Below are 14205 nucleotides of genomic sequence, written 5' to 3' on the forward strand. Positions count from 1 at the left end.
CTATTTTGCCTATTAAACCTATTGTCATTTTTATAGTCAAATTACTATAAAGTAATCTTACCTTGCAAGAAGAAAAAGAATTTATAGTCGAATTATTGAATCCGAAAACGCAAAATCAGGCGTTTCAAAAACTCTTGAACCATTACCAAAAACCTTTGTACAATCATATTAGAAGCATAGTTCTAAATCATGATGATACGGATGATGTTTTGCAAAATACATTTATCAAAATATTTCAAAATTTAAAAAACTTCAAAGGTGAAAGCAAGTTATTTTCATGGATTTTCCGAATTGCAACTAACGAAGCTATTACTTTTATCAACAACAAAGCCAAAAGAAATGGTACAACCAGCGAAGAATTGCAAACAAAAATTATAGAAAATTTGCAATCAGATGTTTACTTTGATGGAAATGAAATTCAATTAAAATTGCAAAAAGCCATTAACTTATTGCCCGAAAAGCAAAAATTAATCTTTAAAATGAAATATTTTGAAGAACTAAAATACGAAAATATTTCTGAAATTTTGGGCACTTCTGTTGGAGGATTAAAAGCATCTTACCATCATGCGGTCAAAAAAATTGAAGATTATATGAAATTAAATTAAACTTTTTGCAAAAAATAAAGTCTAATAAATATGAAGAATTTTAACTTAGAAAACGAACCCAAAATAGAAATAGGATTTACTATTCCTGAGAACTATTTCAACGATTTTTCCGATAGAGTAATGCAACAATTACCATCCGAAAAACCAAAAGTGATTTCGTTATATCATTCTAATAAAAATTGGTTTTTAACGGCTGCGGCAATTCTAATTGTTTCCTTTACAATTCCAACTTTTTATTTATTACAAAACAATTCAAACAAACTAAATACTTCTGAATTAGAATCCTACATACTTGAACATTCAACCGTTTCGCAAGATGATATTGTTGATTTATTAGATCAAAATGACCTAAAAGAAATAAATATTGACTATAATTTAGAAGACATTTCATCAGAAGCAATTGACCTAGAAAACATCGACTTAGAAAAAAACTTATACTAAAATAGCATGAAAAAAATAAATTTAATTACCCTAATCGCTCTTTTAATTTCTACTTTGACATTTTCCCAAGATGGAAAACTTAGAAATCAAATTAAAGCTTCAAAAGTAGCCTTTTTAACCAATGAGTTAAACTTGACAACAATAGAAGCAGAAAAATTTTGGCCACTTTACAATACTTTTGAAGACAAGCAAAGAGAAATAAAAAAAGAAAAAATAAAAGGTTATAGGAATCGTTTAGATAATTCAGATGATAAATTGACCGAAAAAGAAGCAGCAGCTGCTTTAGCTCAAATGGAAAAAACGGAAGATGAGTTGTATCAATTGAGAAAAAAATTTATTTCTGATTTAAAAGTAATTTTACCAGTAACAAAAATTTTAAAGCTTAAAAAAGCAGACGAAGATTTTAATAGAAAATTATTAAAACAGTATAAAGATAAAAAATAAGTACTGGAAAACAAAAGTTTATAGAAAAACAAGTTAGTATTCAACAAACTTTGTAAATTAAAAAGTTATCGAAAAATTGAACTAATTCTTTAATACATTTTAATGAATCTGTACTTTTTTTTGGCCAAATAAGCCTCGATATTTATTGTTTTTATTTTAGCTTTCTTCTATCTCTCTCTGTTTTAAGTAAATTCAATTCTCTACTTGTTTGTCCTGCAACCGATGTATTTTCTTCTGCTCTTCGAATTAAGTAAGGCATAACATCTCGTACTGGTCCAAATGGTAAATATTTTGCAACATTATATCCGTTGGAAGCTAAGTTATAACTAATATTATCACTCATTCCGTATAATTGTCCAAACCAAATTCTCTGATCTATTATTTCAATAGCATTCATTTTCAACATTTCCATCAACTTATACGAGCTTTCTTCATTGTGTGTTCCGGCAAATATTGCCATTTTATCAATATACTTCATCATATAATCAACTGCAGCATTATAATTAGCATCAGTAGCTTGTTTCGAAGCGCAAATTGGAGTTGGATAGGCTTTTTCTTCGGCGCGTTTGTGCTCTTTTTCCATATAAGCTCCACGAACTAACTTCATTCCAATGAAGAAACCTTCAGTTTTTGCTCTTTCGTGCAATGTCTTCAGATAATCCATTCTATCCCAACGATACATTTGTAAAGTATTGAAAACGATTACTTTATCTTTATTATATTTGCGCATCATATCTTCAACCAAATCATCTGCGGCATCTTGCATCCAACTTTCTTCAGCATCAATTAACAATGCAACATCTTTGCTATGAGCTGTTTTACAAATAATTTCGAAACGTTGTTTTACTTTATCCCATTCAGCTTGTTCTTCTGTAGAAAGTGGTTGCTTCTCTCCTACTTTTGTATATAAATCTAATCGTCCTAAACCCGTTGGTTTAAAAACTGCAAACGGAATCGCCTGACGTTCTTTGGCAAACTCAACTGTTTTTAAAGTCATTTCTAAAGCCGCATCAAACTGTGCTTCTTCTTCTTTACCTTCCACAGAATAATCCAAAACTGATGATACACCTTTAGTGTACATCTTATCAACTACAGAAAGGCAATCCATTTCATTCACTCCACCACAAAAGTGGTCAAAAACGGTAGCACGAATCAAACCATCTACGGGTAAATGTGCCTTTAAAGCAAAGTTGGTAACTGCAGTTCCAATTCGAACTAACGGTTCGTTGGAAATCATTTTGAAAAGAAAATACGCTCTATCTAATTCAGTATCGCTTTTTAATGAGAAAGCAACTTCGGTATTGTTGAAAATTTTATTCATCGAAATTTTATTAATCATGCAAATATAAATAGAGTTTTAGAATTAATTTTATGATTTTAACCACAAATTCCTATACTTTTTATCTTTATCATAATCAGAAGCCTGTTTTTCTATATTAAAATAGCGATTTCCTCTTGGATCATTGCCTACTCCTGCTAAATATGCCCAATTTCCCCAATTGCTACAAACATCATAATCAATAAGTTGTTGTTCAAAATAAGCTGCACCAAATCGCCAATCGAGTTTTAAATCATTGCACAAATAACTCGCTACATTCTGGCGTCCACGATTACTCATAAAACCTGTTAACTTTAATTCAATCATATTAGCATCAACAAAATCGATTCCTGTTTCTCCATTTATCCAATCTTGAAGTTGACTTGCATTATACTTGTTTACAGCTATTCCTTTGTTTTGAATTCCAGCTTGTTGAAAGAATTTAGTGTTGTATTTTTTCATCATAAATCTAAAATAATCACGCCACAACAATTCAAAAACCATCCAATAAGTCGATTCGTTGGCTCCAAATTGCTTTTCATATTTTTTTAATTCATCATGAATGAATCTAGGTGAAATACAACCTAAAGCTAACCACGCAGAAAATTTTGATGAATAATCGGCACCAACCATTCCGTTTCGGGTTTCTTTGTAATGTGAGATACATTTAGTTTGATAAAAATAATGTTTCAAACGTTTTAACGCTTCGGTTTCGCCACCTTTAAATTTTATAACTGCTCTTGAATCAATTGCTTTACAATCTATTCCTAATTCTTCTAATGTTGGTAGTTTTAAAGTTTTTATTTCTGGAGATTTCAACTCATTTGGCTCTTCAAATGAAACTCTGATAAGAGCATCTTTTTCTGTTTTTCTTCTAAAAATTGCAAAAACATCAGGAATATCTTTTATTGAGAAAGGTAAATCTTCTGCATGATATAAAGTGCTTGTGCTAAATGTTTTAAGTTCACATTTCAATTTGAATAATTCCTCTTGAACTCTAGCCTCTGTCTTTTTTTCTTCATAAGAAACTTCACGTTTTGCAAAAACTTTAGTTGCTTTATATTCTTGTACAATTTTAGTAATTTCAACTTCAGGTTTTCCATTTACAATCAGTAATCCTGAACCAATTGCTCTTAAATTGTTATCTAAATCAATTAGCGATTCTAATAAAAATTGCGCTCTAAAACTTCCTGTTTTTTTAAATCCAAATTCAGTGGTAACCAAATATGATTCATCAAAACAATACACCGGAATTATTTTATCACTTTGTGCAATTGCTTTGATAAGTGTTTCATTATCATGTAATCGTAAATCAGTTTTAAACCAAACAATTGATGTTCTCATTCTTTTTATTTTATTGTTTTAGTTTAATGTTACTAGTTACAAAAATTTAAACCCTTAAACTTTTAAACCCTTAAACTTTTAAACTTATAATTCATTTATATTTTTCAAATAATAATCTGCTTGCTCTAATAGCGCTATTTTGTCTTCGGATTTCATTTTTCTCCATACGTTATACATCATTCCGATTCTTGGATTTTTTGACAATTTATCTTCATTTCGGTCATAAAAATTCCAATATAAACTATTAAATGGACAAGATTTCTCGCCTGTTTTTAGTGCTTTTTTGTAAAAACAACTTCCGCAATAATGACTCATTTTATCAATATACGATGCCGAACTTACATAAGGTTTTGTGCCTACAATACCGCCATCAGCAAATTGACTCATACCGCGAGTATTTGTAATTTCAACCCATTGAAAAGCATCAATATAAATTCCAAGATACCAAGCGTCGATTTCGTCGGGATGAATTCCTGCCAAAAGAGCAAAGTTTCCTGTAATCATTAAACGTTGAATATGATGCGCATAAGCATAATGTAACGATTGATTTATAGCATCTTTCATGCAATTCATTTTGGTCTTACCTGTCCAAAACCAATTAGGTAATTTTTCTTGATTGTTAAAAAAATTCATGCTTGCAAATTCGGGCATTTTGTTCCAATAAATGCCTCGCATGTATTCGCGCCAACCAATTATTTGACGCACAAAACCCTCTAACTGATTGAATTCTATTTCGTTTGGACGTTTTTGCCATTCTTCTATTGCTCTATCGATTACTTCTTTAGGTGAAATCATTTTTACATTCATCGAAAATGAAATTCGAGAATGATATAATGACCACTCGTTTGTAGTCATCGCATCTTGATAACTGCCAAAAAATTGCAAACATTCTTCTGCAAAAAAATCTAATAACTCTAGAGATTGCTTTCTATTTATTGGCCAAAAAAAGTTTTTACCATCAATAGTACCAATAGTTTTTACATCGTTTTTGTTAATTTCTTCAAGTATTTCAGAAACATCATTATTGAAAACTAATGGAGTAATTGGTTTATGATTTTTGGGTAACTTTTTTCGGTTTTCACCATCATAATTCCATTGACCTGTGAGCGGTTTATCGCCTTGGATCAAGACGTTATGTTTTTTTCGCATGGCACGATAAAAACTTTCCATCAAAAAGATTTTCTTTACTTCAAAGAAATCGCCAAGTTCATTTCGAGATGTAAAAAAATGTTCCGAATCGATTGCCAAACTTGTTATTGAAATGGATTCACAAAGTTTTTTTAAATCTAAATCAACTCGATATTCGTCTGGAAATTGGTATTCAAAATGAGTAAAATTGTGTTTTAAAATCAAGTTTTGAATATTTTTTTCAAAGGATTGTAAGTTGTTTTTACCATTTAAATAAACATAGGTAACTTTATGATTATTAGATAGTAAAATATTTTTAAAATTTTGCATTGAAGCAAAAATTCCGACTACTTTTTGAATGTGATGATTGACATAATCGGTTTCGGAACGAATTTCCATCAACACATAAGTAACTGAATCATCGACGGTTTTAAACCAGGAATGATTGCTATTTAATTGATCTCCGAGAATTAATCGTAACGTTTTTGACATCATCATTTTTATTTGCCACAGATTCACAGATTTTTTATTTAATTTCTAATCTGTGAATCAGTGGCTATTTAGTTTTATACATTCTACATTTATCGCTACAATAGTTGACTTCGTCCCAAACTTTTTCCCATTTTTTGCGCCACGTGAATGGTTTTTGGCAAACGGTACATATTTTACTTGGAAGGTTTTGCTTTTTTACTCCTCTCATTTTTAGGTTTATTTGGATTACTAACGTGTTTGCTTAAGATTCGTTTTCCTTCTTCTTTGACAGCATCATTTTTACGAAAACTCCAAACGATATCACTTGCTTTTTTTCGAGTTTCATCAATATCTACAATTGGAAATGGATAATCTTTACCAATTTCGCAATTGTAAAACTGTTGTTCTATTGCGTTTAATTTCCATGGCTCGTGAATCAATTCTACTGGAACTTCTGTCAATTCTGGAATCCATTTCTTGATAAAAATCCCTTCTGAATCGTGTTCTTCGGAATTTTTAATTGGATTGTAAATTCTAATGGTATTTATTCCAGTTGTTCCCGATTGCATTTGGATTTGCGGATAATGAATTCCAGGTTCGTAATCCAAAAATTGTCGAGCCAAAAAATGTAATTCGCGCCAATCTTGCCATAAATTAAAAGTAAAAAACGAAACCACCATTGCTCGCATTCTGAAATTAATGTAACCTGTTTGAACCAAACATCGCATGCATGCATCTAAAATTGGAACACCGGTTTTGCCTTCTTGCCAAACTTTTATGTAGCTTTCATTTTTAGGTTTAATTAAAGAATCATAAGCTCTGTTTATGTTTTCAAATTCCATGCGGCATTCATCCTCAAATTTTTGCATAAAATGACAATGCCAATGCAGTCGAGAAACAAAATTTAACATAGCTCTTTTGTTTTTTGACGCTTCGTAATGCTGATTTGTATATTGATAAATCATTCGCATACTAATGTTTCCATAAGTCAAATAAGGTGACAATCGGCTACAGCCCGATCGGCTTAAATTGGGTTTGGAAATGTGTTTACTATAATTCACATGTCGCTCTTTTGCAAAACTATCCAAATAACGCCAAGCCCAATATTCTCCACCTTGTTGGAAGTTTTTATTTCGAGTTGTGATTTCTGTTGATAGTTCGTTTCCTTTCAATTTTATATAGAAATCGGTTTCCAAGCTTTCCACTTTTAAAGCATTCAAATCAACCATTTTTGGAACATCACGCATTACTTGTTCCCAAAGTTTATCCCAATTGCTTCTTGATTTTAACTTACGAATTACGCCATGCATTTGTGATTGTTTCCACAAAATCTCATTTGAATCAAAAAAATGATGCATTGCAATATCTCTTTCAAAAGTGATTTTATTTCCAATTTCTTGATGTGAGAAAACAGTTTTTACATCATATATTTTATTCAATTCATTAAAAACTGATTGTACTTCACTTTGAAAAATATAAATAGTTGCAGAAATTAAATTTAATTTGACTTGCATTTCCTTTAACGACTCGTATATAAACCGCCAATGACGAACATCGGAATCATCATAATTCATTACGGAAGGCTCAAAGAAATAAACTAATAAAATCGGAATCTCTTGCTGTTGTGCTAGATAAAGCGGTTCGTGATCTGTAAAACGTAAATCACGTTTGAACCAAACAATATTTATAGCCTTTTTATTCAAACTTTTAGTAATGAAGTAATTTCTTTATCGGGTTTTGCGTAACTTAATCGGTCTAACTGAATGGTTTTGTGATAACTATCTAAACCGGCACAAGTAATTGTATTTGCTTTTTCTAAATCGATAAAACCATCATCGTATAAACAGTTTTCTGGAATGTAGATTTGAACAATTTCTCCAACTATCATGACAGTATTATTAATAGAAATATCGATTTTCTCTTTAAATTCAATCCCTAATTGAATGTTACTTTCTGCTACAAATGGTGCGTGAAAGTCATTTTTATATTCTGAATTTAAATTCGTCATCTCAAATTCTGAAATTTCTTTATCGTATCTAGCCGATGTTTGATGTGCTTGTTTATAAATAGATTCGTTGACATGATTAATAGTATAAAAACCTGTTTCAAGAATATTAAAAAGTGTATCTCGTTCTGGCGGACTTGGACGAAATATCATTCCAATTAATGGTGGGTTGGCACCAATATGAAAAAACGAACTAAAAATGGCTAGATTCTCGTTTCCATTTTCATCAGAAGTTCCAACCAATGCAACGCTTTTAAAACCTCCTAAACTATTAATTAGATTAACTCTTTTTGGTTTTTCAAGTTGTTCTATTTGAACTTTATTGATATGAATTTTACTCATTTGAAATTAAATTTATGCTAGATGAACCCATTTTTTTTCGCTATTCAATTTAAAAGTTCCAATATGTTCTCTATTCCATTCGTTTGGAGCAATTAACGAAAGAGAATTTGTTCCGTCATTGTTGGCATACAAATGATATATTTCACCAATAACTGGCTCAAAAGAGAATTTAGAGTTGTAAACCAATTCGTTCCATTCGAATTCTTGCATCAATTTTTCATATTGAATTTTAAGCTCGTTAAACTTATTTTCAAACTCCTTATTCACATTGCTTATTCCTCTACTTTTCCATGATACAACATCATCCATTTTGATAACTGGCGCACCAACACTTGTAGAATAAGACAACAAGCTGGCATTGTAACCTTCGCTTTCTGAAAAAACTACATTATCAGGTTTTTTACTTTCCATTTTATCTTTTAGAAATTTTATTATTTGAAATTGAACGTTGAAGATTGCATTTAAATCGATCAATGCCTTCAACTCTTTTCGCTACATGCTTGGTTTTGCAATTTTCAACTCGTTCACGCCACAATTTATAACTACTAAATTTTAATTCTTTTTTCATTAAAGCTTTTACATCGGCTTCGGCTAAACCAAATTGAAACTTTATTGCATCAAATGGAGTACGGTCTTCCCATGCCATTTCGATGATTCTATCAATCTGGATATCAGATAAATTTTCTTTTTCTTGGGTTGCAATTATCGGTTTCAAATTTAATTTTGTTTAATGTTTATGTGTTTTAATTAAACAAAAGTAATCATTTCGTTTTAAGCAAGAATAATTTTAACGAAAAAATAAGTTATTGTTAAAGTTTAAATGGATAAAATAATATCTCTATTTTTGTTCAAAATTTACAAATTAGTATGCAATCAATTGAAGCCAACGGATATTCTATTTATTTTAATGAAAAAGGATATGATGAAATCAACCAGATTATAATTCAAAACAATTATTCTTCAATTTTCATTCTTGTTGATGAACATACTAATGAGCATTGTTTGTCAAAATTTTTACCAAGTTTAGCAACTGAGATTTCAATTGAAATCATAGAAATCGAAGCTGGTGAAGAAATAAAAAACATCAAAACTTGTGTTGAAATTTGGTCAATATTATCTGAACTTAGAGCCGATAGAAAAAGTGTAATCATTAACCTAGGCGGCGGCGTTATAACAGATATTGGTGGATTTATTGCTTCTACTTTCAAAAGAGGAATTGATTTCATAAACGTTCCAACTACTTTATTAGGAATGGTTGACGCGTCTTTAGGAGGTAAAAACGGTGTTGATTTAGGAAACTTAAAAAACCAAATAGGTGTAATTAATGTGCCTCAAATGTTATTGATTGATACTGATTTTTTAGAAACTTTATCTCAAAGAGAAATGCGTTCAGGATTAGCAGAAATGCTTAAACACGGCTTGATTTATGACAAAAAATATTGGAAAGAATTTCAAGATATATCTAAATTTGATTTTGCCGATTTTGATACATTAATTTATCGTTCTATACAAATCAAAAACGAAATTGTAAAGCAAGATCCTACAGAAAATGGCATAAGGAAAGCATTAAATTTTGGTCACACTCTTGGACACGCAATTGAAAGTCATTTTTTAGAATCGGAAACACCGCTTTTGCATGGAGAAGCTATTGCAATTGGAATGATTTTAGAAAGTTACATTTCAAAAGAAAAAGGATTACTTTCTAATGAAGAATTTCATCAAATTAAATACACCATTTCTACTATTTATGAATTACATAATTTTAGTGATGAAGACATAATTTCTATTCAAAATTTACTCATTCACGATAAGAAAAACGAGTACGGAAAAGTTCAATTTGCATTAATAAATGGTATTGGAAAAATCATTATAAATCAATCTGTTGAAAATGAATTGATTATTAATAGCTTTAAAGATTATAAATCATAATATTTTTTATAAAAATTATTGCAATTCGGTTATTTTATTTTTTTACATTTGCCCTGATGATAAAAAACAACAACACTACTACTAATAGTACTTTCACGCTAAAAACCAATACTGGATTTCAAGTATTGTGTGTTGCTTTTTTGACCTCTATTAGAACCATTTTGGGATTGTTTTTAGAGATGATAAAATCTGAAACCGAAAAACTTCCTATAGTTTATGCCAATATTAGGGTTTGAGAATTAGATTAATTCCGTTTTATTATTAATCTAAACAAACCAAACGCTAATGAACACTAAATATTTCGACTTAATAAATCAAACTTACTATTTTCCTCAAGAAGAATTTACTTTAAACAAAGAAAGCGCGCTTCAATTTCATAATATCGATTTGATGAAATTGGTAGAACAATATGGTACACCTTTAAAATTTACATATTTACCTCAAATTTCCAATAACATTAAAAGAGCCAAAAATTGGTTTAGAAATGCTATGGAAAAAAACAATTATGAAGCTAAATACTACTATTGTTATTGTACAAAAAGTTCTCATTTTAAATACATTATGAATGAGGCTTTCAAGAATGATATTCACATTGAAACATCGTCAGCATTTGATATTAATATTGTTGAAAATTTACTTGAAAATGGTAAAATCAATAAAAGCACTTATGTTATTTGTAATGGTTTCAAAAGAGATCAGTATGTTACAAACATTGCTCGATTAATCAATAATGGTCATAAAAATACAATTCCAATAATTGATAATTATGAGGAATTAGATTTGTTACAAGCGGAAATTAAAGGGAAATTCAAAATCGGAATCAGAATTGCTGCCGAAGAAGAACCAAAATTTGAGTTCTATACTTCTCGTTTAGGAATTGGATATAAAAACATAGTTCAGTTTTACAAAAAACAAATTCAAGAAAATGATAATTTGGAGTTGAAAATGCTTCACTTCTTTATCAATACAGGAATTAACGACACAGCCTATTATTGGAATGAATTAGTAAAATGTATTAAAGTATACATTGCACTAAAAAAAGAATGTCCAACGCTTGATGGTTTAAATATTGGTGGTGGATTTCCAATCAAAAACTCATTGGCATTTGAATATGATTATCAATACATGATTGATGAAATCATAAATCAAATTAAAATTGCGTGTGAAGAGGCCGAAGTCGATGTTCCTAATATTTTTACTGAATTTGGTTCGTTTACAGTAGGTGAATCTGGTGGAGCAATTTATCAAGTTTTATATCAAAAGCAACAAAATGATAGAGAAGCATGGAACATGATTGACTCATCTTTTATAACTACTTTACCTGATACATGGGCAATTAACAAACGATTTATTATGCTTGCAGTAAATAGATGGAATGACACTTATGAAAGAGTTTTGCTTGGCGGAATGACATGTGACAGTGATGATTATTACAATTCTGAGCAAAATATGAATGCGATTTATTTACCGAAATACAATAAAGAAAAACCATTATACATCGGATTTTTCAATACTGGTGCATATCAGGAAACAATTGGGGGTTTTGGAGGATTACATCACTGTTTAATTCCACAACCAAAACATATATTAATTGACAGAGATAAAAACGGAATTATTGCAACCGAAGTTTTCTCTGAACAACAAACAGCTGACGAAGTATTGAAAATTTTAGGTTACACAAAAAAATAATAAAAAAACAGTTTGAAGTTTTAGAAAAAAAGATTTTCTTTGATAAGCAAACTGTAAACACAAACTATATACTAAAAATATGAGCAAAGGACCAATAAGTCAGTTTATTGAGAAGCATTATCTTCATTTTAATTCAGCTGCTTTAGTCGATGCTGCTAAAGGATATGAGCAACATTTACTAGAAAACGGAAAAATGATGATTACTTTGGCTGGCGCCATGAGTACTGCCGAGTTAGGAAAATCGTTAGCAGAAATGATTCGTCAAGATAAAGTACACATTATTTCATGTACTGGAGCAAATCTTGAAGAAGATATTATGAATTTAGTTGCTCATAATTCATACAAAAGAGTTCCAAACTACAGAGATTTATCTCCACAAGAAGAATGGGATTTATTAGAAAATCACTACAATAGAGTTACCGATACTTGTATTCCTGAAGAAGAAGCGTTTAGAAGATTACAATCACACTTATTTGACATTTGGAACAATGCTGATTCAAAAGGGGAACGTTATTTTCCACATGAATTTATGTATCAAATGATAAATTCAGGTGTTTTAGAACAATACTACGAAATTGATCCAAAAGATTCTTGGATGGTTGCTGCAGCAGAAAAAAACCTTCCAATTGTAGTTCCAGGTTGGGAAGACAGTACAATGGGTAATATTTTTGCTTCTTATTGCATCAAAGGAGAATTTAAACCTACTACAATGAAGAGCGGAATTGAATATATGATGTGGTTAGCCGATTGGTATCCAAAAAATTCTGTGGGAAAAGGTGTTGGATTCTTCCAAATTGGTGGTGGAATAGCTGGAGATTTTCCTATTTGTGTAGTTCCCATGTTGTACCAAGATATGGAAATGCATGACATTCCTTTTTGGAGTTATTTTTGCCAAATATCAGATTCAACAACTAGTTATGGTTCATACTCAGGAGCTGTTCCAAACGAAAAAATAACTTGGGGTAAATTAGATATTCATACTCCAAAATTCATCATTGAGTCGGATGCCACTATCGTTGCTCCATTAATTTTTGCTTATTTATTAGACCAATAAAATACATTTATGAGAAGAGTTATTGTTGATTATGCTAAGCTAACTGGCGATATTTTAAACCTACTAGTTGATAAATTTCCTGAAGGATATGACGATAGTGATATTATCCGTTTCAGAAATGCTCAAAACGAACTTGTTGAAGCTGTTGAAGTAAGAACTGAAGACACTATTTATTTAGTGAAAGTAAGTACTAAATTGGCAAGCAGAATGGAGAAATTTGATGAAGAAGACGATTTGGATTCAGTAATAGAACCTATTATTCCTGTTGCAGGTCTTGATGACGATGAAGATGCTTCTGGTGATGATGACGATGTTGAAGAAGATTTACTAAAAGACAAAGGCGGTTCTGACGATGGTGACGACGATGATGATGACAATGACGACGAACCATCAGACAACTTTGACGACGATGACGACGAAGAATAAATTTTAAATTCCAATATTTAAAATCCCAAATTCCAAATTTATGGAGTTTGGGATTTTTTTTAAGGATCAAATTTTGGAATTTGTCTTTTGTCTTTTGGAATTTTCTTAAAAATATCTTTCTTCAAAAACTCTTTGATGATGATTCTGATGACCAATAATTATAAATCCTAAAGCTCTAACTGACATTAGATTGTTATTAGCATAACCAACTCTCAAAAGCTGTTCTTCATTAAAAGATTTAAATAATAACAAAGTTGCATGACGAACTGCCGAAAACTCAGTTAACAATTCCATAATGCTTCTTTTATTTCCTTTAGCTTCGTTGGCAAAATCATCTTCTTCATATCCTGGCAATTCGGTTTTGTCATTTCTAGCAAAACGTAAAGCTCTGTAGGCAAAAACTCTTTCGGCATCAATAGTGTGCTGAATAATATCCTTAATAGTCCATTTTCCTTCAGCATAACTATAGTCAAATTTATCCATCGGAATGTCTTGCACAAATTTGATATAACGATGCAAAGAAATTTCTAATTCTTCTTGCAAAGTATATTCATCAGAAACTTGTGCGACGTAGCTTGCATAAAATGGCGCGTATTCGTTGGAGTTTAGTTGGGTTGATTTCATTTTATTATTTAGTAAATGATTTGATATGTCAGTAAATTTCTAGTAGGCACTGAAAATCAAAAGTACAAAACAAACTTTAAATTAATTCCTTAAAACCGAAATTTATTATACTGATTATGGTACTATTTTAGTAGTTTTCGAATTAATTTTCGTATTTTGAAATGTGGTAAAAAAAAATTAGTAAGCTTACTTATCAAGAATAAACTGAAAAACGGAAACAAAAAAGTAGAGGGGTTTATTTTCTCATTTATAATTTAAGTCAATTTAAAATAAACTTGCTTTCTTGTTATTTGAAAATCGTTGGAAACTTTCCATAAAACGGAAATTTTGGCTGCAAAATTGCTGTTTTTATATTTGAAAGTTCAAATTATTTTTTTTTAATTTT

General features: G+C 30.3%; 16 protein-coding genes. 7 read left to right on the forward strand and 9 right to left on the reverse strand.

Annotated features, from left to right (window positions below):
* Window positions 1–62 precede the first annotated feature (62 nt).
* From ACIQ66_RS07920 to ACIQ66_RS07930, 3 genes are read left to right on the forward strand one after another with little or no spacing between them, the layout of a single operon-like run.
* A complete protein-coding gene (locus ACIQ66_RS07920; RefSeq protein ID WP_396212262.1) occupies window positions 63–605 on the forward strand; it encodes an RNA polymerase sigma factor in 543 nt (180 codons plus the stop codon).
* A 30-nt stretch (window positions 606–635) separates the two neighbouring features.
* Complete coding sequence (locus ACIQ66_RS07925) at window positions 636–1046, forward strand: hypothetical protein (protein ID WP_396212263.1); 411 nt, start codon at window positions 636–638, stop codon at window positions 1044–1046.
* A gap of 6 nt (window positions 1047–1052) precedes the next feature.
* Window positions 1053–1490, forward strand: coding sequence for a sensor of ECF-type sigma factor (locus tag ACIQ66_RS07930; RefSeq protein ID WP_396212264.1), 438 nt, complete (start codon window positions 1053–1055; stop codon window positions 1488–1490).
* Window positions 1491–1641: 151 nt separating this feature from the next.
* On the opposite strand, the gene ACIQ66_RS07935 is transcribed toward ACIQ66_RS07930, so the two are convergent.
* The 8 genes from ACIQ66_RS07935 to ACIQ66_RS07970 form a co-directional block, all read right to left on the reverse strand.
* Window positions 1642–2811, reverse strand: a complete 1170-nt coding sequence (locus ACIQ66_RS07935; RefSeq protein WP_396212265.1) for a proline dehydrogenase family protein — start codon at window positions 2809–2811, stop codon at window positions 1642–1644.
* Between the two features lie 48 nt (window positions 2812–2859).
* The gene (locus tag ACIQ66_RS07940; protein WP_396212266.1) at window positions 2860–4152 is read right to left on the reverse strand and encodes a DASH family cryptochrome; all 1293 of its coding nucleotides are present in this window, start codon (window positions 4150–4152) and stop codon (window positions 2860–2862) included.
* An 84-nt stretch (window positions 4153–4236) separates the two neighbouring features.
* A complete protein-coding gene (locus tag ACIQ66_RS07945; RefSeq protein ID WP_396212301.1) occupies window positions 4237–5772 on the reverse strand; it encodes a cryptochrome/photolyase family protein in 1536 nt (511 codons plus the stop codon).
* 64 nt (window positions 5773–5836) lie between these two features.
* A complete protein-coding gene (locus ACIQ66_RS07950; RefSeq protein WP_396212267.1) occupies window positions 5837–5980 on the reverse strand; it encodes a DUF2256 domain-containing protein in 144 nt (47 codons plus the stop codon).
* Entirely contained in the window at window positions 5946–7454 is a 1509-nt protein-coding gene (locus tag ACIQ66_RS07955; protein ID WP_396212268.1) for a deoxyribodipyrimidine photo-lyase/cryptochrome family protein, read from the reverse strand. The genes ACIQ66_RS07950 and ACIQ66_RS07955 overlap by 35 nt, the downstream gene beginning before the upstream one ends.
* The gene (locus tag ACIQ66_RS07960) at window positions 7451–8098 is read right to left on the reverse strand and encodes a flavin reductase family protein (RefSeq protein ID WP_396212269.1); all 648 of its coding nucleotides are present in this window, start codon (window positions 8096–8098) and stop codon (window positions 7451–7453) included. The genes ACIQ66_RS07955 and ACIQ66_RS07960 overlap by 4 nt, the downstream gene beginning before the upstream one ends.
* Before the next feature lie 12 nt (window positions 8099–8110).
* Window positions 8111–8509 carry a DUF2452 domain-containing protein gene (locus tag ACIQ66_RS07965; protein WP_396212270.1) on the reverse strand — a complete coding sequence of 133 codons (399 nt, stop codon included), beginning with the start codon at window positions 8507–8509 and terminating at the stop codon, window positions 8111–8113.
* Between the two features lies 1 nt (window position 8510).
* Window positions 8511–8813, reverse strand: coding sequence for a TIGR03643 family protein (locus tag ACIQ66_RS07970; RefSeq protein ID WP_396212271.1), 303 nt, complete (start codon window positions 8811–8813; stop codon window positions 8511–8513).
* 152 nt (window positions 8814–8965) lie between these two features.
* Here ACIQ66_RS07970 and aroB point away from each other — a divergent pair, with 152 nt between their 5' ends.
* The 4 genes from aroB (at window position 8966) to ACIQ66_RS07990 (ending at window position 13196) form a co-directional block, all read left to right on the forward strand.
* On the forward strand, window positions 8966–10027 hold the full coding sequence (gene aroB, locus ACIQ66_RS07975) for a 3-dehydroquinate synthase (protein WP_396212272.1): 1062 nt from the start codon (window positions 8966–8968) through the stop codon (window positions 10025–10027).
* A gap of 285 nt (window positions 10028–10312) precedes the next feature.
* Window positions 10313–11716: an arginine decarboxylase gene (locus tag ACIQ66_RS07980; protein ID WP_396212273.1), complete on the forward strand. Its 1404-nt coding sequence runs from the start codon at window positions 10313–10315 to the stop codon at window positions 11714–11716.
* Window positions 11717–11795: 79 nt separating this feature from the next.
* Window positions 11796–12770 (forward strand): deoxyhypusine synthase family protein, encoded by a 975-nt coding sequence (locus ACIQ66_RS07985; protein ID WP_396212274.1) that lies wholly within the window; start codon window positions 11796–11798, stop codon window positions 12768–12770.
* A gap of 9 nt (window positions 12771–12779) precedes the next feature.
* Window positions 12780–13196 carry a DNA primase gene (locus ACIQ66_RS07990; protein ID WP_396212275.1) on the forward strand — a complete coding sequence of 139 codons (417 nt, stop codon included), beginning with the start codon at window positions 12780–12782 and terminating at the stop codon, window positions 13194–13196.
* Between the two features lie 105 nt (window positions 13197–13301).
* Here the strand turns inward: ACIQ66_RS07990 and ACIQ66_RS07995 are convergent, their stop codons facing one another.
* Complete coding sequence (locus ACIQ66_RS07995; protein ID WP_396212276.1) at window positions 13302–13820, reverse strand: DinB family protein; 519 nt, start codon at window positions 13818–13820, stop codon at window positions 13302–13304.
* Between the last annotated feature and the right edge of the window lie 385 nt (window positions 13821–14205).

The organism is Flavobacterium sp., from assembly GCF_044377315.1.
Lineage (GTDB): Bacteria > Bacteroidota > Bacteroidia > Flavobacteriales > Flavobacteriaceae > Flavobacterium.